This window comes from Microvirga sp. 2MCAF35, from assembly GCF_052115545.1.
GTDB lineage: Bacteria > Pseudomonadota > Alphaproteobacteria > Rhizobiales > Beijerinckiaceae > Microvirga.
Genome location: NZ_JBFRGW010000020.1, coordinates 13,680 through 32,669, shown reverse-complemented (window position 1 = coordinate 32,669; position 18,990 = coordinate 13,680). Strand labels below are relative to the sequence as shown.

The 18,990-nt window shown below is 64.0% G+C and carries 15 protein-coding genes; 14 read left to right on the top strand and 1 reads right to left on the bottom strand.

Features of this window, described 5'->3' with window-relative positions:
* Positions 1-162 precede the first annotated feature (162 nt).
* From AB4097_RS12030 to AB4097_RS11965, 14 genes are all read left to right on the top strand, one after another.
* Positions 163-1,701 carry a DUF2793 domain-containing protein gene (locus AB4097_RS12030; RefSeq protein ID WP_442039765.1) on the top strand — a complete coding sequence of 513 codons (1,539 nt, stop codon included), beginning with the start codon at positions 163-165 and terminating at the stop codon, positions 1,699-1,701.
* A gap of 9 nt (positions 1,702-1,710) precedes the next feature.
* Positions 1,711-2,259, top strand: a complete 549-nt coding sequence (locus AB4097_RS12025; RefSeq protein ID WP_442039763.1) for a glycoside hydrolase family 108 protein — start codon at positions 1,711-1,713, stop codon at positions 2,257-2,259.
* Between the two features lies 1 nt (position 2,260).
* Positions 2,261-2,470 carry a hypothetical protein gene (locus tag AB4097_RS12020; protein WP_442039761.1) on the top strand — a complete coding sequence of 70 codons (210 nt, stop codon included), beginning with the start codon at positions 2,261-2,263 and terminating at the stop codon, positions 2,468-2,470.
* 95 nt (positions 2,471-2,565) lie between these two features.
* A complete protein-coding gene (locus tag AB4097_RS12015) occupies positions 2,566-2,880 on the top strand; it encodes a PepSY domain-containing protein (protein ID WP_442039759.1) in 315 nt (104 codons plus the stop codon).
* Between the two features lie 119 nt (positions 2,881-2,999).
* Complete coding sequence (locus AB4097_RS12010; protein WP_181053469.1) at positions 3,000-3,671, top strand: response regulator transcription factor; 672 nt, start codon at positions 3,000-3,002, stop codon at positions 3,669-3,671.
* Positions 3,668-5,065, top strand: coding sequence for a sensor histidine kinase (locus AB4097_RS12005; protein WP_442039756.1), 1,398 nt, complete (start codon positions 3,668-3,670; stop codon positions 5,063-5,065). The genes AB4097_RS12010 and AB4097_RS12005 overlap by 4 nt, the downstream gene beginning before the upstream one ends.
* Before the next feature lie 65 nt (positions 5,066-5,130).
* Entirely contained in the window at positions 5,131-6,231 is a 1,101-nt protein-coding gene (gene ccmI / locus AB4097_RS12000; protein ID WP_442039754.1) for a c-type cytochrome biogenesis protein CcmI, read from the top strand.
* The gene (gene ccmE / locus AB4097_RS11995; RefSeq protein ID WP_442039752.1) at positions 6,228-6,686 is read left to right on the top strand and encodes a cytochrome c maturation protein CcmE; all 459 of its coding nucleotides are present in this window, start codon (positions 6,228-6,230) and stop codon (positions 6,684-6,686) included. Before ccmI ends, ccmE begins: the two co-directional genes overlap by 4 nt.
* Positions 6,687-6,714: 28 nt before the next feature.
* Entirely contained in the window at positions 6,715-8,697 is a 1,983-nt protein-coding gene (locus AB4097_RS11990) for a heme lyase CcmF/NrfE family subunit (protein WP_442039750.1), read from the top strand.
* A gap of 3 nt (positions 8,698-8,700) precedes the next feature.
* A complete protein-coding gene (locus AB4097_RS11985; protein ID WP_442039748.1) occupies positions 8,701-9,159 on the top strand; it encodes a cytochrome c-type biogenesis protein in 459 nt (152 codons plus the stop codon).
* Positions 9,160-9,881: 722 nt separating this feature from the next.
* Positions 9,882-11,090 (top strand): S1C family serine protease, encoded by a 1,209-nt coding sequence (locus AB4097_RS11980; protein WP_442039746.1) that lies wholly within the window; start codon positions 9,882-9,884, stop codon positions 11,088-11,090.
* Positions 11,091-11,228: 138 nt separating this feature from the next.
* Positions 11,229-11,927 (top strand): winged helix-turn-helix domain-containing protein, encoded by a 699-nt coding sequence (locus tag AB4097_RS11975; RefSeq protein ID WP_442039744.1) that lies wholly within the window; start codon positions 11,229-11,231, stop codon positions 11,925-11,927.
* Between the two features lie 10 nt (positions 11,928-11,937).
* Entirely contained in the window at positions 11,938-13,371 is a 1,434-nt protein-coding gene (locus tag AB4097_RS11970) for a HAMP domain-containing sensor histidine kinase (protein WP_442039742.1), read from the top strand.
* 93 nt (positions 13,372-13,464) lie between these two features.
* Entirely contained in the window at positions 13,465-16,416 is a 2,952-nt protein-coding gene (locus AB4097_RS11965) for a bifunctional [glutamine synthetase] adenylyltransferase/[glutamine synthetase]-adenylyl-L-tyrosine phosphorylase (protein WP_442039740.1), read from the top strand.
* Between the two features lie 102 nt (positions 16,417-16,518).
* Here AB4097_RS11965 and AB4097_RS11960 read toward each other — a convergent pair whose 3' ends face one another.
* Positions 16,519-18,846, bottom strand: coding sequence for a PAS domain-containing sensor histidine kinase (locus AB4097_RS11960; protein WP_442039738.1), 2,328 nt, complete (start codon positions 18,844-18,846; stop codon positions 16,519-16,521).
* Positions 18,847-18,990: the final 144 nt, after the last annotated feature.

Sequence of the window (18,990 nt, the reverse complement as noted above, 5' to 3'; positions counted from 1 at the left end):
AACGACAACCCGCGGCGTCATGGCCGGGCCTGCCCCGGCCATCCCGATGGTTTGAAACGGTGCACTCTTCCAATCGAGATCCCCGGCACAAGGCCGGTGATGACGTCGGATAGGGGTGCGACCTCCGATTTCTTGCATTCCCTCATCAGAGCCAGTCATTCCATGTCGTCAACACCTCATCTCGCCCTGCCGCTCCTCGCGGCCGCGCAGGCGCAGAAGCATGTCACCCATAACGAAGCGCTCGCGGTGCTCGATGCGCTCGTGCAGCTTGCGGTCAAGGAGCGCAGCCGCACCGCTCCGCCAGCATCGCCCGAGGAGGGAGACCGGTTCCTCGTCGGAGCCGGTGCGGCGGGCGTCTTCGCCGGTCAGGAGGGCAACATCGCCCTGTTCGACCTCGGAAGCTGGCGCTTCTTCACGCCGCGTTCGGGATGGCGGGCTTACGTAGAGGCCGAGGATCTGCTCATTGTCTTCGACGGCGATGAGTGGAAGCCATCTGCTTCGGTTCCTGAAGAGATCAGCAACCTGCAACGGCTCGGACTCGGCACGACAGCGGACGATCACAATCGTCTGTCGGCAAAGCTCAATGCGGCCTTGTTTTCCGCATTGGCCCCTGAGGAGGGCGGCACGGGGGACCTGCGCTTCGTGCTCAACAAGAGCACGGAATCCGGTGTCCTGTCGCAGCTTTATCAGCGTGGTTACAGCGGGCGCGCAGAAGCGGGCCTAATCGGCAATGATGATTTCGGCATCCGCGTCTCGTCCGATGGGAGCCAATGGCGCGATGCGCTGCTGGTGGATCACCGGACGGGCGTTGCATCCTTTCCCTTCGGTATTGCCAATGTCCCGGGATCGAACCTCCTGATCAACGCGGCTTTTCTCGTGAACCAGCGCAAGTTCCCGGGCGGCGCTCTGGGCGCGGGCATCTATGGTTTCGACCGCTGGAAGGGTGGTCCGGGCGGCTGTACGCTCGCCGTTTCGGGGGACGGCACGATCACGCTGTCCGGTGCTCTCGACCAGGTGATCGACGTAAGTTCTGCTGCGGCGCAGATCGGCGCGGCCAGTTTCGCGGGCGCGACCCTGACGCTCTCCGTCGAAGATTCTTCGGAGCCTCTGCCGATTGTCATCGGATCGAAGACCGCCGTGATCTCGGTGGGGGCAGGTCGCCACGCGGCGAGCGTGACGCTCGATGGGACCGAGACGGGCAACATCACGGTGCGGTTCCAGCCGTCAGGTACCTGCTCCTTCAGGCGCCTGAAGCTGGAGGTCGGGGCTTACGCGACGCCATGGGCGGGTACGGCACTCGATGTCGAGGAATTCCGGTGCCGCCGCTATTACCAGCGCCTTGCCGTAAGCGGCGGAACAGCCGGGATTGTAGGCGCTCTCGGGCAGCGCGTGGGATCCAACAACATCGATCTTCCCTGTACCCTGCCGGTGCCGATGAGGGCCGATCCCGTGCTGACGACCAGTGGGTTCTCGTGGTCGAACGGAACGCCCGCCGGCAATCAGGTCGGCTTCTACAACAACAGCGGGGCTTCCTGGTCGAATCTTTCGGGGGCGTTGAATGTGACGATGGTGACACCGGCCAGCCCGTCCTGCATCGTCCTCAGGTTCCAGGCCACGGCCACATTCACGGGCGTTACGGGAGCCATCGGTAATCTCTATCTGGGCAATCAGGCCTTCATCGCCCTGCAGGCGGAACTGTGAGGATCGCGCATGACTGCTTCTCCATCCCGCTTCGAACAAGCCGTCGAGCAAGTGCTGAAGCACGAAGGTGGCTTCGTTCAGCACCCCCGCGATCCCGGTGGGGCGACCAAGTTCGGCATCACCCGTGAGACACTCTCCCGTGCAAAGAAGCGCTCGGTTTCCGTCAACCATGTGCGCCGTCTTAGCCGGAGGGAGGCGATCTCCATTTACCGGCAGCTCTACTGGGACGCCGTGCGCGCCGACGAGCTTCCTCTCGGGCTCGACCTCGCGGTCTTCGATCTCGCGGTCAATTCCGGCCCCGCACGGGCCGTGAAAATGCTGCAGGCGGTTCTCGGGGTCGAGGCGGACGGGATCGTCGGGCCGGTTACGCTGCGGGCGGCTCGCGAGGCCGATATTCCCGATGTCATTCGCCGTCTGATGAAAGCCCGACTGGGCTTTCTCGGCCGCCTCGTCACCTGGCCGGTGTTCGGACTGGGCTGGCGCCGGCGCGTCCTCGCCATCGAGCAGGAAGCTCTCCGGCTCGCGTCCCTTTCATCTTCTTCATCAAGGAATGTTTGACATGTTCGATACCAAGACCATCCTGGCCAGCCGCACCGTCTGGGCCAACCTCATCGGGCTGGCAGCCCTCGTTCTCGGCCTGTTCGGCTTCGACGGCTCAGCCCTCGCGACAGGAGCCTTCGAGGAGGCGCTCGTGCAACTCGTCGCGGCGACAAGCTTCATCGCCTCGACCGTTTTCCGGATCCTGGCTACGAAACAAATTCTGAATTAGAAGTCTTTTCAGGGCGATGAGGCCGATGTTTTGGCACGATATCGAGCCTCAAAGCATTCAGAATTTGTTCATTGCGGCAAGGTCATGGTCAATTCATGCGTCTGGTTGGGCTGGTCATAGCATTGTGGGGGGTGACGGGGGCGGCGTTCGCGCAGAGCCCGGCGGCTGCCCTGAAGAACTGTCTGCCGCCGCGCGAGATGCAGGAGGCCGTGGCGGCCAAGGGTGTCGTCGCACCGGCATCCGCCGTGATGACGGCGCGGCGCCAGGTCCCGGGGGCGGACGTGGTCAGGGCCAGCCTGTGCCGCAACAGCAATGATCTTGTCTATGTGATCTCGGTCCTGCAAAAGGACGGTCGCATCGTGCAAGTGATGATCGAAGGCTCCTCCGGGCGCGTGAAGTCGGTCCGCTAACGCGTCGCGCGGGCCCAAGGGCCGCGCGAGTGAAAGCAGGCCCGGTTCTCACGCCCGAGAAGGGCCGTTGAAGGAATCCAGCATCGGACCGATCCGATGCTTTAGGGGAAGCTCGAACCGTGCGCTTACTCGTTGTCGAGGATGACAGAACTCTCAATAAGCAGATCGTGACGGCCCTTGAGCAGGCTGGCTACGCGGTCGATACCGCTATGGACGGCGAGGAGGGGCAGTTCCTCGGAGAGACCGAGCCCTACGACGCCATCATCCTCGACCTCGGTCTTCCCAAAGTCGACGGCGTTTCCGTCCTGACCGCCTGGCGCCGTGACGGACGCAAGACCCCCGTGATCATTCTCACTGCTCGCGACCGCTGGAGCGACAAGGTCCAAGGCTTCGACGCCGGGGCCGACGACTATGTCACGAAGCCCTTCCACATGGAGGAGCTTCTCGCCCGCGTCCGCGCGCTGCTGCGGCGCTCGGCCGGCCATGCCACGAGCGAAATCGCCTGCGGACCCGTGAAGCTCGACACCCGTTCCGGCCGCGTGGCGGTGGACGGCAACCCGGTGAAGCTCACTTCCCACGAGTACCGGCTCTTGTCCTATCTCATGCACCATACGGGCCGCATCGTCTCGCGGGGCGAGTTGACCGAGCATCTGTATGACCAGGATTTCGACCGCGATTCGAATACCATCGAGGTCTTCATCGGCCGCCTGCGCAAGAAGCTCGGGGTCGACATCATCCAGACCGTCCGAGGCTTGGGCTACCTCCTCGACGCGGGCCAGACCAAGACGTGACCCGCCTGCCGCCGTTCGTGCGCCGCTTCGCAAGCCGGCCCATCGCGGTCCGGCTTGCGGTCTCCTCCGTCTTCTGGAGCTTCGTGATCCTCCTGATCGCGGGGCTCATCCTGTCGACGCTCTATCGCGACAATACGGAGCGCGCTTTCGACCAGCGGCTCCTCGTCTATGCCAATACGCTGGCCTCCAACCTCGTCGGGCCCGGCGACCCCGACCGGGATCTCGGACCCATCGGCGACCCCCGCTTCGAGCTGCCCCTATCCGGCTGGTACTGGCAGGTAGCGCGTCCCAACGCAGCTTTGGGCGAGATCCGCTCCTCGAAATCCCTGTTCGGCGGGCAGTTGCCGAGCCTCGCTTCCGGCGACAACCGCTTCGGCCAGATCCGCCGCGGCTATGGCAAGGCGCCGGACGACCGCAACCTGCGCATCATCGAACGCGACATCGATCTCGGCGAGGATGGACGTTACATCATCCGAGTTGCCGGTCCGGCCGATGAGATCGATGGCGCCGTACGGGATTTCATCTTCGCGCTCACCGTCACCTTTGCGCTTCTGGGAATCGGCTTAGGTTTTACAACGTTGCTGCAGATCCGCTTCGGTCTGCGCCCCCTCGCCAACCTCCGCAGTGCGCTCGGCGCGATCCGGCGGGGCGAGGCGGAACGGATCGTGGGCGAATATCCCCGCGACATTTCCCCCCTGGCCAGCGAGTTGAACCTCCTTCTCGACACCAACCGCGAGATTCTCGAGCGTGCCCGCACGCAGGTGGGCAACCTCGCCCATGCGCTCAAGACGCCACTCAGCATCATCATGAACGAGGCCGAGAACGCGCCTGAGGATGTTGCCGCCAAGGTCCGCGAGCAGGCGACGACCATGCGCGATCAGGTCAATTACTATCTCGACCGCGCCCGCGCGGCAGCGCTTGCGGGTACGCTTGGAACGTTCACCGAAGCCGAACCCATCATCGCAGGCCTCGCGCGGACCTTCGCCAAGATCTATCGGGACAAGGACCTGGAGGTCGAGCTGGCCGTCCCGTCGGACCTGCGCTTCCGTGGCGAGAAGCAGGACCTGGAGGAGATGGCCGGCAATCTCATCGACAACGCGGCCAAATGGGCCGCGCGCAAGGTGGTGGTGTCGGTCGACATCCTGCGCGACGACGATCGGCCCCGCTTCCGTCTTCTCATCGACGACGACGGGCCTGGGCTGCCGGAGGCGGCACGGGAGGAGGTGCTCAAGCGCGGTCGCCGCCTCGATGAAACCAAGCCCGGCTCAGGCCTGGGCCTGTCCATCGTGAGCGATCTGGCGGCCCTCTACCGCGGCACCTTGAGGCTGGACGCCTCGCCCGCAGGAGGTCTCAGGGCCATTCTCGAACTCCCCGGGGATAGGAGTTCGACTTAGGGACATTTACGCGTGACACCGTGCCACCGTCGTGCTTGAGGAGGACACGCAGTAAATAGGACTTTATGGTGATCTGGATCATTCTCCTGGCGATGACGGCGGCGGCCGTGATGGCGGTGCTGTGGCCTCTGTCGCGCCATTATGCCGTGGCACGGCAGGTCGATCCGGACACGCAGTTCTACCGCGAGCAGATTTCCGAAATCGACAGGGATCTGGCGCGCGGCGTGCTGCTTCCCGCCGAGGCCGAGGCCGCCAGGGCGGAAGCCGGCCGCCGCCTCCTGCGAGCAACGGGCCTGCGTGGCGAGACTCTCATGGCCGTGGGAGAGCCGGCCCTGCGCCGCCGCCGCGCCGCGTCGACGCTGGCCCTGTCGATCATCCCGATCCTGGCGCTCGCGACCTATGAAATCTATGGATCTCCGCAGTCGCCCGGCCAGCCCTCCGCCCAACAGGCGCCGCAGCAGGCTGGCAATATCGACCTCATGACGGCGGTGGCACAGATCGAATCCCATCTGGCGAAGAACCCGCAGGACGGCCGCGGCTGGGAAGTGATCGCTCCGGTCTACCTGCGCATGGGGCGCATCGACGATGCCGCGAAGGCCTATGAATCCGCTGCCCGTTACCTGCCGCCGGATGCCGAGCGCTTCGCGAATTACGGCGAGGTTCTGGTGATGGCCAAGGATGGGCTCGTGTCGGGCGAGGCGCAGATGGCATTCGAGCAGGCGATCAAGCTCGATCCTGCATCGCCGAAAGCCCGTTTCTATCTTGCCCGCGCGGCTGTGCAGGATGGACAGGTCGAGAGGGCCAAGGCAGCCTATACGGAGCTTCTGTCCTCGTCGCCGCCCGATGCTCCCTGGGTCGAGGCCGTGAAGCAGGAACTCGCCGCCCTCGGCGCCCCTCAAATGGCTACGGTCCCGACCGGCGAACCGCAGATCGGTCCCGAGGCGATTGCCGGGATGGTGGCGGGCCTCGCCAGCCGCCTGGAGGCCCAGGGCGGAACGGCGGAAGAATGGGCGCGACTGATGCGCTCCTATGCGGTTTTGGGCCAGCGTGATAAAGCCGTCGCTGCTGCTCAGCGCGCCAGGGAGTCATTGGCGCAGGATAAGGACGCCTTGAACACCATCGATATGATGGCGCAGGAACTGAAACTGACCGACGCTCAGCCATGACGAGAAAACAACGCCGCTTGACCCTGATCGGAGTCGCAGGATGCGTCCTGGCGATTGCGCTCGGTCTCGTGCTCTACGCCATGAATGATACGATCGTGTTCTTCAATTCCCCCGCCGACATCCAGGCGAAGAACGTGCAGCCCGGGACACGCATCCGCCTCGGCGGCCTCGTCAAGGAAGGCTCCGTCCAGCGCGGCTCCGATCAGCAAATCAGCTTCGAGGTCATGGACGCTCATGCGGCGATCCAGGTGAGCTACAAGGGCCTGCTCCCTGATCTCTTCCGCGAAGGGCAGGGGGTGGTGGCCGAGGGCGTGCTCGTGAGCCCCGGCACGTTCCGGGCTGATTCCGTTCTCGCCAAGCATGACGAGAACTATATGCCCCGCGAGGTGGCCGATACCCTGAAGAAACAGGGGCACTGGATGGGCGAGGCCGATGCCGCGCCCAAGACACAGTAAAGTAACGCAGTAGCAAAGGAGATCCCTCGTGTTGGTCGAGGCTGGACATTTCGCACTCGCGCTGGCGCTTGGGTTGTCCCTGATCCAGTTCATCGTGCCGCTCTGGGGCGCGCGCGCCAACGATCCGGTGCTCATGGCCGTGGCGCCGGCAGGCGCTCTCGCCGTGCTCGCCTGCATAGCGTTCTCGTTTGTGGCGCTGACTTTCGCCTATCTGAACTCCGACTTCTCGGTGCTCAACGTCGTCCAGAACTCCCATTCGACCAAGCCGCTGATCTACAAGATTTCCGGCGTGTGGGGGAACCACGAAGGCTCCATGCTGCTCTGGGTGCTGATCCTCGCCCTGTTCGGGGGCGTGGTGGCGTTGGCGAGAAACAGCATTCCCCTGCGCCTTCAGGCGAATACGCTGGCCGTTCAGGCCTCCATCACCATTGCCTTCCTGCTCTTCATTCTCACGACCTCGAACCCCTTCACGCGCGTCATTCCGGCACCGCTTGAAGGGCAGGATCTCAATCCGCTGCTGCAGGATCCCGGCCTCGCGATACATCCGCCGCTGCTCTACATCGGCTATGTGGGCTTCTCGATCTCTTTCACCTTCGCCTGTGCGGCCCTGATCGACGGGCGCATCGATGCGGTCTGGGCCCGGATCGTGCGCCCCTGGACGCTTGGAGCCTGGGCGTTCCTGACGCTCGGCATCGCCATGGGTTCCTACTGGGCCTATTACGAGCTCGGCTGGGGCGGCTGGTGGTTCTGGGATCCGGTGGAGAACGCCTCCCTCATGCCGTGGCTCGCGGGCACCGCGCTCGTGCATTCCACCGTCGTGATGGAAAAGCGCGATGCTCTCAAGGTCTGGACGATCCTTCTCGCCATCCTGACCTTCTCCCTGTCGCTCCTCGGCACCTTCCTGGTCCGTTCCGGCGTTCTCACCTCCGTGCATTCCTTCGCGGTGGATCCAGAGCGCGGGACGTTCATCCTCGGCATCCTCATCCTGTTCATCGGCGGATCGCTGGCGCTTTTTGCCTGGCGCGCGCCGATGCTCAAGCAGGGTGGCCTTTTCGCGCCGGTGTCCCGCGAAGGCGCGCTCGTTCTCAACAATCTCTTCCTCGCCAGCGCCTGCGCGACCGTGTTCATCGGCACGCTCTACCCGCTGGCCCTGGAGGTGCTGACCGGTGAGAAGATCTCGGTCGGTGCGCCGTTCTTCAACTTCACCTTCCTGCCGCTGATCGTTCCATTGCTGCTGCTGCTGCCGCTCGGACAGACGCTCGCCTGGAAGCGCGGCAACTTCCTCGGCACGGCCCAACGGCTCTATGCAGTGTTCGGCATCGCTCTTCTGGCCGCCCTGGCGATGTTCGCGCACGAGCATGGCGGGCCGGTGGCGGCGCCGCTCGGCGTGGGATTGGGCGTGTATCTTGTGCTCGGCTCCCTCAACGAGATCCTCACCCGGACCTGGTCCAAGGGCACACCGCTGTCGGTTGCCTGGCGGAAAGCCCGTGGCCTGCCGCGCTCGGCTTGGGGAACGGCCATCGCCCATGCGGGCGTGGGCCTGACGGTTATCGGCATCGCCGCGACCGCCTGGGGTGTCGAGGCCATCGGGAGTCTGAAGCCCGGCGAACTGCTCAAGGCGGGCGCCTACGAAGTACGGCTCGAGCGGGTGACGCCACGGGTCGAGGCCAATTATCGCGAGGATGTCGCGCTCCTGACGGTCTTCGGCTCCGGCCGCGAACTCGGGACGCTCGAGACCATGAAGCGGCTCTACGTGACGCGCGGCATGCCGACGACGGAAGCCGGCATCATGACCATCGGGCTCGGTCAGATCTATGCCAGCGTCGGCGAGATCCAGACGGACGGATCCATCGGCATGAGGCTCTATCACAAGCCTCTGGTTCTGCTGATCTGGATCGGCGCCCTCGTGATGGCGGCGGGCGGGGCCCTGTCGCTCACGGACCGGCGCCTGCGCATAGGCGCTCCGGCCCGCGCGAAGGTCGTGCCGGCTACGGCCGTCCCCGCGGAGTAAGCCATGCGGTTCGTTCTCGCCTTCCTCGCGGCTCTCCTGTTCAGCGGCCCGGTCTTCGCCGTGCAGCCTGATGAGGTGCTCAAGAATCCGACTTTGGAAAAGCGTGCCCGCGAAATCTCGTCAGGCTTGCGCTGCCTCGTCTGCCAGAATCAATCCATCGACGATTCCGATGCCCAGCTCGCCAAGGATCTTCGGATCCTGGTGCGCGAGCGCCTCGTCGCGGGCGATACGGACGGCCAGGTGCGGGACTTTCTCGTTCAGCGCTACGGCGAGTTCGTGCTTCTGAAGCCCACTTTCAGTACGCACACTCTGCTGCTCTGGCTGACGCCTGCTCTCGTGCTGGTCCTCGGCGGCATCGGCGCCTATGCCGCCTTGCGCCGCCGCCCGCGTCCTGCGCCCGCGCTCGATGCCGAGGAGCAGAAGGCGCTGGACGATCTGCTCAAGCAGGACCAGGGCGCTTGACGTCATGCGGCAGGAGCAGATTGAAGAAGCTGCGTTCCTCCCATTAAGCAGTTTCGCTTCTTTCTGTTGATCATGCCATTGTGTCGCGGCGCCAAGCTTGGCAACGGCTGATATCGGACCTCCACGTCTCCCCGATATTCCCTTGCGAAAGGTCCGGTCGTGAAGCTTGCGGCCTATGGATTTTGTCTCGTTCTCCTTGCTCTTCCTTCCGCTGCCCGGTCGAGCGAAAATCTCGCCGACAAACGTGAGGCATGCCGCATCGAGGCGAGGAGCCGTATCGTGCCCAGGGGCAAGATCAAGGTCGACGATTACCGTCGCATCGTTGAGCGCCGCGCGGCTTATGTCACGCGATGCATCGATCGAACCGTCGTGGCCGGCAGCAATACGCCCCTCCCGCCGCGAAGAGTGTTCGGCGATGCGACAGCCGAGGGCGGGCAAGAGGCGCTCGCATCGAGTCCCGGCAAGCCCCATCACAAAGCTGGGCGAACGAAATCAACCAGGATGAAGGCAGCTTCGACCAAGACGGCCAAGGCCGCAAAAGCAAGGGTCAGGCAGCTCAGGCTTGCATCTCGCAGGGGGCGGTGAAGCCGCCGGGAATACCGCCCAAAACCTTACCAACATTTCATCTTGGGGTGAGAGTACCGTAAGGCTTGAACCCCCATCTTGCTCCCATGACGAACCGGGAACGGTTCCTCCAAAGGTTCTTCGAGGAGAGACAAGAGATGTTGGACAAGGTTTCCACCCCCGCCCGCAAGCGCGCCGCAAAGTGGCTCGGCGCAGCCGCCGTGGCCGCGATCATCGCGGGCGGCGCCGTCGATAGCGGTCTGATTGCTCCCAATCCCGCCCATGCCGAGCTGCGCTCCATGGCGCAGCCGATGCAGGGCATGCCGTCCTTCGCCGATATGATCGACCGGGTGAAGCCCGCCGTCGTGGCCGTCAAGGTCAAGGTGCAGAACGTGGCCGACCAGGGCGACGATCAGGATGGCCAGCAGTTCTCCATGCCCGATTTCCCGCCCGGCAGCCCGATGGAGCGCTTCTTCCGTCAGTTCCGCGATCAGATGCCCGGTCGTGGCGAACGGGGCGACCGCCAGCAGCGTCCGCGCCAGTTCGGCCAAGCACTCGGCTCGGGCTTCTTCATCTCGGCTGACGGCTATGTGGTGACGAACAATCACGTGGTCGAGAACGGCTCCCAGGTCACCGTGACCATGGACGACGGCAAGGAGCTGAGCGCCAAGGTGATCGGCACCGATCCGAAGACCGACCTCGCTCTGCTGAAGGTCGATGGCAACGACTTCCCCTATGTGCGCCTTGCCTCGCAGAAGGCCCGCATCGGCGACTGGGTCCTGGCCGTCGGTAACCCGTTTGGCCTCGGCGGCACTGTTACGGCAGGCATCGTTTCGGCCCAGCACCGCGATATCGGCTCCGGTCCCTACGACGACTTCATCCAGATCGACGCGCCCGTGAACAAGGGCAACTCGGGTGGCCCGACCTTCAATCTTTCGGGCGAGGTCGTGGGCGTGAATACGGCGATCTACTCGCCGTCCGGCGGCAGCGTCGGCATCGCCTTCGCCATCCCGGCGAGCACCGTCGAGCAGGTTGTCGCCTCGCTCAAGGACAAGGGCTCCGTGACCCGCGGCTTCATCGGCGTGCAGATGCAGCCGGTGACGAAGGAAATCGCCGAGGCCATCGGCCTCAAGGAGCCCAAGGGCGCCCTTGTGGCCGAGGCCCTGAAGGACAGCCCTGCCGCCAAGGCGGGCGTCAAGACCGGCGATACCATCATCGCGGTCGACGGCGAGCCGATCAAGGAGGCCAAGGACCTGTCGCGGAAGATCGCGAACGTGGCCCCCGGCAAGTCCGTGACGCTCACTCTCTGGCATCAGGGGCAGGAGCGGACCGTGACCCTCGAGGTCGGAAGCCAGCCGAAGGCCTGATCCACATCAGAGTAAAAGGCACCGGGCTTTGTAGTTGATCGCCCCCCGCACCTGGTGTCTTCTGCCCACGGTAGGCTGGCCTCTCCCCCTCCAAGGCCGGCCTGCCGTCGGGCATTTCATTGCGTTACAAGTAGGCTCATGCGGATTCTCATCATCGAGGACGACAAAGAGGCAGCCTCCTACCTCGTGAAGGCGTTTCGCGAAGCGGGCCATGTGGCGGACCATGCTGCCGATGGGCTCGACGGCTATGCCTTAGCGGAGGAAGGGGATTACGACGTGCTCGTGGTCGACCGCATGCTGCCCAAGCTCGACGGCCTGTCCCTGATCCGCTCCCTCCGCGAGCAGCGGGTCGAGACGCCCGTCCTCATCCTGTCCGCCCTGGGGCAGGTCGACGACCGTGTGAAGGGCCTGCGCGCGGGCGGGGACGATTATCTTCCCAAGCCTTATGCCTTCTCCGAGCTGCTGGCCCGTGTCGAGGTGCTCTCGCGGCGCCGGGCATCGGCCCCCAATACGGAGCCGACACTCTATCGCATCGCCGACCTCGAACTCGACCGCCTGTCGCACCGCGTGACGCGCTCGGGCCAGGAGATCGTGCTGCAGCCGCGGGAGTTCCGGCTGCTCGAATACCTGATGAAGAACGCCAACCAGGTGGTCACCCGCACCATGCTGCTGGAGCATGTGTGGGATTATCATTTCGACCCTCAGACGAACGTGATCGACGTTCACGTCTCGCGCCTGCGCGCCAAGATCGACAAAGGCTTCGACAAGCCGCTGATCCATACCATTCGGGGTGCGGGCTACATGGTGCGCGTCGGCCAGGAGGGCGACGAGGAATGAGCGTGCCGCCATGAACGCCTCCATGAGTGCCCTCGGCAAGCTCGTCCGGACGACCGCCTTCAAGCTGTCCTTCGCCTATCTGCTCATCTTCACCATCTTCGCCTTCGTGGGCCTCGGCTATGTCGCGTGGAACGCCCAGCGGCTGCTCACCAATCAGTTCGTGTCCACCATCGAGAGTGAGATCAACAGCCTCTCCGATCAGTACAGGTTCGGCGGACTGCGTCGTCTCGTGAACATCGTCGAGCGGCGCTCACGCGCCCCGGGCGCGATGCTCTATCTCGTCACGACGGAAGCAGGGGAACGGGTTGCCGGCAACGTCGGAGCCCTGCCGCCCGGCGTGATCGGCCGCACAGGCCAGTTCGAGACGCTCTACAACCGCACGGACGAAACGGAGGCACGGCCCGACATGGCGATCGTGCGCGTCTATCTTCTCCCGGGCGGGTTCAGGCTCCTCGTGGGCCGCGACATCGAGGAGAGCCGACGCCTGCAGGAAGTCATCTACCGCGCCTTCGGCTATTCGCTTCTCTTCATCGTGGTGCTGGGCTGCGTGGGCGGCTGGTTCATCACGAGGCGTGTCCTGAAGCGCGTCGACGACATGACGGAGATCACGCGCCACATCATGACGGGTGATCTGGGAGGGCGACTGACGATTGCCGGAACCGGCGACGAACTCGATCGACTTGCTCAAAACCTCAACGACATGCTCGACCGTATCGGCGAACTGATGCGAGGCATGCAGGAGGTCTCGGACAACATTGCCCACGACCTGAAGACGCCCCTGACGCGCCTGCGCAACAAGGCAGATGAAGCCCTGCGGACCGCAAGTACGCCCGATGAGCTGAAATCGGCTCTCGAAGCGACCATCGAGGAAAGCGACAACCTCATCCGCATCTTCAACGCGCTGCTCATGATTGCACGTCTGGAGGCGGGCAATGCTCGCGAGGGGCTTGCGGATTTCGATGCCGCCGAGGCGGTGCGGGACGTATCGGAGCTCTATGAGGCGCTTGCCGAAGAGGCGGGCGTGTCGCTTGAGGTCTCCGTGGAGGACGATCTGCCGATCCATGGCAGCCGCGAGCTCTTGGGCCAAGCCATGGCGAACCTTCTCGACAACGCCTTGAAATATGGCGCTTCAGCCGGCGGTACTTCTCAGGCCATCAGCGTGTCGGCCCAGCGGAACGGCGGCGACGTGCGGATCGTCGTGGCGGATCGCGGCCCCGGTATCCCGGAAGCGGAACGCGGTCGCGTTCTGGAGCGTTTCGTGCGCCTCGAGACGGCCCGATCACGCCCGGGTTTCGGCCTTGGCCTCAGCCTGACCGCTGCCGTGGCCCGGCTCCATGGCGGAACCCTGCTGCTGGAGGACAATGAACCTGGACTGCGTGTCATCCTCGCATTGCCTCTGAAGGCCGTTGAACTGCCGCAGGCCACTCTGCAATCCGCAGCCTGACCCCTCAGCTAAGATCATACCGGCACTTTTCGGTTGCCTCCGGCTCTCCGGCATGAACACTCAGGGCCATCGCAAATACCCGATGGATTGGCCGTGCCCAACCGGACGAACTCACTTCTCAATCGCCTGACCAAGGCTCCTTTGGTTGCGGACACGAAGCGCGCGAAGGCGCAGCTGGCGGATTTCCTCAAGCGCATCCGGCAGGAGCCGGAGGCCGAGGAACTGCTGGGCCATCTCGAAAGCGGGTTGTTCCGCGACCTTTTTTGGGCGCTGTCCGACCATTCCCCCTTCCTCTGGCAGCTTGTCGTCAACGATCCGGCCAGGATGGCGAGGCTTGCCTTCGAGCCGCCTGAGGAAGCGCATCGCGCCATCATCGACAGCCAGTCCAATCTTTTCCGGGAGGTGCGTTCCGGCGCGATGACGCGGATGGATGCGGTGCGCGCCTTCCGGCGGAACCGCAATGCCCATGCGCTTCTCGTAGCCCTTGGCGATATGGGTGGCCTCTGGAGCACGGAAGAGGTCACGCAGGCTCTCTCCGATTTCGCCGACGCGTCCGTGGCCGGCGGGGTGAACCTGGTGCTGACCGAAACGGCCGATATGGGTCGCATCAACCTCAAGAACCCCGAATCTCCCGGGGAGGGTTCCGGTTTCACCGTTCTGGCGCTCGGCAAGCACGGTGCGGGCGAGCTCAATTATTCCAGCGACATCGACCTCGTCATCTTCTTCGATCCGGCCACGACGATGCTGAAGGACAGTTCCGAGGCGGCGACGATCTATACCCGGATCGCCCAGCAGCTCGCCAAGCTCCTGCAGGAGCGCACCGCCGATGGATACGTGCATCGCGTCGATTATCGCCTGCGTCCTGATCCGGGCTCGACGCCGACGGCCGTGTCGCTGTCGTCGGCCTATGTCTATTACGAGACGGTCGGGCAGAATTGGGAGCGCGCGGCCTTCATCAAGGCGCGGCCCGTGGCCGGTGATCTCGCGCTCGGCGAAACCTTCCTGAAGGAGCTTCGCCCCTTCATCTGGCGCAAATATTTCGACTTCGCCTCCATCGCCGACGTGCACGCCATGAAGCGGCAGATCCATGCGGTGCGCGGACATGACGAGATCGCCGTCGCGGGACACGACATCAAGCTCGGGCGCGGCGGAATCCGCGAGATCGAGTTCTTCGTGCAGACGCAGCAGCTCGTCTTCGGTGGCCGCCGTCCAAATCTGCGGGGCCGCCGCACCCTCGACATGCTCAAGGCCCTGCACGACGAGGGCTGGATCACGGCCCAGGCGCGCGACGAATTATCCGAGGCCTATCGTTTTCTGCGCACCATCGAGCACCGGCTGCAGATGGTGGCGGACGAGCAGACACAGCGCCTGCCGTCGGACGAGGAGCAACTGAAGCGCTTCGCGAAATTCTGCGGCTATCCCACCTTGAAGGCATTCGCGAAGGCGCTCACGGATCAGGCAAAGATCGTGCAGGGCCACTACGCGCTGCTCTTCGAGGAAGGGCCCGAACTCGCCTCTGACGTTGGCAGCCTCGTCTTCACGGGAACGGGTGACGATCCGGAAACTCTTTCCACACTTCAACGCTTGGGCTTCCGCGAGCCCGAGCGTGTGGCGGAAACGGTGCGCGGCTGGCATTTCGGCCGCCGACCCGCGATCCAGAGCGCCCGCGCCCGAGAGGTTCTGACCGAACTCACCCCGGCGCTGTTGTCCGCGCTCGGCGGCACCGCCGATCCGGACGGCGCCCTCGCGGCCCTCGACCGGGCCTTCGGCCGCATGCCGGCCGCCGTCGAACTTCTCACCATCCTGCAATCGCATGACCGCCTGCGGCTTCTCTTCGCGGATCTTCTCGGCACGGCCCCGCGCCTCGCCGATACGGTCGCGCAATCGCCGCACGTGCTCGACGCGCTGATCGATCCTGCCTTCGGAACGCCCACCACCGACGATGACGCCATCGAAAGCCAGGTGAGGCAGCTCATTGGCTCCGTGCGCGATTTCGAGGATTTCCTGGACCGTGTCCGCGATGCGGCGCGCCAGATGCGTTTCATGACCGGGGCACGCCTTCTTTCCGGCGTCCTGTCACCAGCTCAGGCGGGCGAGGCCTATGCGGCGATTGCCAGGGCGGTCATCCGCGCCTCCTTCGAACAGGTCCGACATGCTTTCGAGAGCGAGCACGGAACGGTTCCGGGCTCCAGAGTTGCGGTCCTCGGCCTTGGGCGGCTCGGCAGCCGCGAACTGACCGCAGGTTCCGATCTGGACCTCGTGGTCATCTACGATTTCGACGAGAATGCCCGTGAAAGCACCGGACTGCGCAGCCTCGATGCTGTCGTATACTACACGCGCCTCACGCAGCGCCTTGTCTCCGCGCTCACAGTGCCGACACGGCGTGGCCTGCTCTACGAAGTGGATCTGCGTCTTCGTCCGCAGGGCGGGAAAGGGCCCGTCGCGTCGCAATTCAAAGGCTTCGTGAACTATCAGAAAACCGAAGCCGATCTCTGGGAACACATGGCGCTCACCCGCGCCCGCGTCCTGGCCGGCGATGAAGAATTCGGCGCCGAGGTTACAGATGCGGTGAGGAGTATTCTCAGCGCAAAACGCGATCGGAAAACCGTGTTCAAGGACGTCCGCACCATGCGCGAACTGATTGCGCAGGAGAAGGGTGACAGCGATCCTTGGGACCTGAAGCTTGCCCGAGGCGGTCTGACTGACCTCGACTTCATCGCGCAAGCCCTGGTGCTGGCCCATGGCGGGGCGCATTCGGCGCTGATCGGGCAGGCCGCGGAGGGAGTCTTCGCAACGGCGCAGGCCGCAGGCTTGCTGGACACGGAAACAGCGCGGTCGCTGATCGATGCGCATAAGCTCTTCAACGACATCTTTCAGTGGCAGCGGCTGACGATCGAAGGCCGCTTCGACGCGACAGCGGCGCCGAAGCCGATTCTGAAAAGGCTGTCGACGGTGGCAGGGTTGCCGAACGAGACCGTTCTGCTCTCGCATCTCAGCGACACTTACCGTCAGGTGACGGAGATCTACAAGGCGGTTCTGAAGTAAGGTTCTGCCTCTGCGGTCGCGCAGGATCTTTCCGCCTCAAAAGAAAAGGCGCCGGGGCAGATGCCCTGGGCGCCATTTTGTTGGCCAAGTCGTTGCAGAAGCTTACGCCGCCGCATCGGCCAGGGCGATGTCCGCGTTCGTCGCTTCAGTGAGCGGCAAGTGGACGAGTACGATGGTGCCGACGCCTTCCTGGCTTCTGATGCGCAAGCTGCCGCCATGGAGCTCGGCGAGGGAGCGGGCGATGGCGAGGCCGAGCCCTGAGCCCTTGTAGCTCTTCGAGAACTCGGTTTCGACCTGCTCGAACGGCTGGCCGAGCTTGTGCAGCGCGTGATCGGGAATGCCAATGCCGTTGTCTTCCACGTAAATGTTGACCGCGTTGCCAGCCTGGCGGGTTCGGACCGTAATGCAGCCGCCGTCGCTCGTGAACTTCGTGGCGTTCTGGAGCAGGTTGACGAGGATCTGGTGCAGCGCTCGCTCGTCCGCCGGAACGATGATGTCCTCGGGGTTCACGTCGACCGTGACGGAGAGGTTCTTGGCCTTGGTCTGTTCGCCCACGAGCTTGAGGGCGCGCTGGATCGATGCGTGGACCTCGATCGGCTGCTTGGTGAGCGACGTGCGGCCCGCCTCGATGCGCGACATGTCGAGAATGTCGTTGATCACCGACAGGAGATACTCGCCGCTTGAGCGGATGTCGGAGCAGTATTCCTCGTATTTCTCGGAACCGAGAGAGCCGAAGATGCCGCTCTGCATCACTTCCGCGAAGCCGATGATGGCGTTGAGCGGCGTGCGCAGCTCGTGGCTCATATTGGCGAGAAATTCGGACTTCGCGCGGTTGGCGCTCTCGGCCTGAGCCTTCTGATCGAGATAGCGTTCTGCGAGGTCCGCAAGCTGGTGGGTCTGCGCTTCCAGCTTCTGGCGCGATTGCTTGAGATCGAGGACCGTCGCGATCAGCTCCTTCTCGGATTCGACGAGACGATGCTCGTGGCGCTTGAGCGCGGTGATGTCCGTGCCGACCGACACGTAGCCGCCATCCTTGGTGCGGCGTTCGTTGATCTGCAGCCAGCGGCCGTCCTGCAGGCGCGCCTCGAAAGTACGCGCTCCCACATCCTGCTGCTCGCGGCGCAGGAACTGATGTTGCACTTCCGGCGGTCGTCCGAGCGCCATCACTTCCGCGTAGGACTTGCCCTGAAGCTGCGCATCCGCCGGCAACTCGTGCAACTTCTGGAATTTCGAGTTGCAAAGCACGAGATTGTTGTTGGCATCCCACAGCACGAAGGCCTCGGAGATCGCCTCGATGGCATCGTGCAGACGGGCATCGGCCTTCGCGGTCTTCTCTTCCAGGCCGCGCTGCTCGGTCACGTCCACGGCAATACCGACGAGGTGGCTCGCCGCATCGTCTGGGTCGTTCATCAGTTCGGCACGCGCACGCAGCCATACCCAGTCGCCCGTGATGCTGCGGATGCGGAACTCATAGTCCACGAGCGAGGTGCTGGCCGAGGCAAGCTGCTCGGCCAACGTAAAGAGATCCTGATCCTCGGGATGGATCATGGTGTTCACTTCGCCGAAGGAGAGGAACTCGTCCTGGCGCTCGTAGCCCAGGAGCTCGTACATCGAGTCCGACCAATAGATGCGACCGCGGCCGATGTCCCAGTCCCACAATCCGCAGCGTCCGCGGTTGAGAGCGGAATCGATCCTGTCGCGCACCTTTTCGCAAACCTCGTCTGCCGCCCGGGCTCGGTTCGCCTGCATCACGTAAGCCACGCCGATGCCGAGCAGGACCATGATCGTGGCGCCGAGCAGCGAGACATGCCCGATCGTGCGCGTCCACCAGCCGGAGAGAATGTGCGGCATCGGCTGCACGAGCGCGATCTGGCCCGAGGAGGCATGAAGCGCACGAACGGTGGCCATTCCTTCGGTGCCACCGGGAAGCTTGATCGTCATGACGCCGGCGCGGTCTGCGAACAGCATCAGGGGCTGCGCCTCACCCAGGATCTCCGTCAGTTTCGTCGGTGCCTCTTCAAGCGGCGGATAAACGGCGAGAATCATGCCTGACGGATCGACGAGCATGAGGGAACGGTTCTGGGTCAGCGCACTTGGCGGCATGTCCTTCGCGAGACGCTCGAGCTGTGCCGCCGCCTGCGCACGGTCGGCCGGAGCACGGGTGGCGCCGAGCTTCGCAGCCGAGAGCGATGCAATGATGTCGATGTCGTTGATGGCGTCGAAAAGGGTGTCCTTGCGGCCTTCACGGATCTGAATCCATGCGCTGCCCGCAAGAGTGATGAGGAACAGAACCAGGAGAGCAGGGACTGCAAGCCTCAGCAGGGGCTCATATTGCTCGAGCCGCCGATATGCCGGATTTGCGTCCGATCGCGTTACACCTAGAATCGTACCCGCGCGTGCGGGTACGCATGCGGTCACCGCCCCCGCCATGCGATGCTTCCTCCGGAACCATTTGCGTCCTGTTTCGGAGGACGTGCCGCATCTCTCCGAATCACTAACAATAGAATCTTGAGCGGGTGATTTGTCTAGTTAGTAGAACCCGAAGGTTAATAAAAAATTTCCCATCTCACCTTC

What these genes read in the sequence shown, in the direction of transcription:
- AB4097_RS12030 (WP_442039765.1), top strand. Translation starts at nt 163, where the DNA reads ATGTCGTCAACACCTCATCTCGCCCTGCCGCTCCTCGCGGCCGCGCAG.
- AB4097_RS12025 (WP_442039763.1), top strand. Translation starts at nt 1,711, where the DNA reads ATGACTGCTTCTCCATCCCGCTTCGAACAAGCCGTCGAGCAAGTGCTG.
- AB4097_RS12020 (WP_442039761.1), top strand. Translation starts at nt 2,261, where the DNA reads ATGTTCGATACCAAGACCATCCTGGCCAGCCGCACCGTCTGGGCCAAC.
- AB4097_RS12015 (WP_442039759.1), top strand. Translation starts at nt 2,566, where the DNA reads ATGCGTCTGGTTGGGCTGGTCATAGCATTGTGGGGGGTGACGGGGGCG.
- ccmI (WP_442039754.1), top strand. Translation starts at nt 5,131, where the DNA reads ATGGTGATCTGGATCATTCTCCTGGCGATGACGGCGGCGGCCGTGATG.
- ccmE (WP_442039752.1), top strand. Translation starts at nt 6,228, where the DNA reads ATGACGAGAAAACAACGCCGCTTGACCCTGATCGGAGTCGCAGGATGC.
- AB4097_RS11985 (WP_442039748.1), top strand. Translation starts at nt 8,701, where the DNA reads ATGCGGTTCGTTCTCGCCTTCCTCGCGGCTCTCCTGTTCAGCGGCCCG.
- AB4097_RS11980 (WP_442039746.1), top strand. Translation starts at nt 9,882, where the DNA reads ATGTTGGACAAGGTTTCCACCCCCGCCCGCAAGCGCGCCGCAAAGTGG.
- AB4097_RS11975 (WP_442039744.1), top strand. Translation starts at nt 11,229, where the DNA reads ATGCGGATTCTCATCATCGAGGACGACAAAGAGGCAGCCTCCTACCTC.
- AB4097_RS11970 (WP_442039742.1), top strand. Translation starts at nt 11,938, where the DNA reads ATGAACGCCTCCATGAGTGCCCTCGGCAAGCTCGTCCGGACGACCGCC.
- AB4097_RS11960 (WP_442039738.1), bottom strand. Translation starts at nt 18,846, where the DNA reads ATGGCGGGGGCGGTGACCGCATGCGTACCCGCACGCGCGGGTACGATT.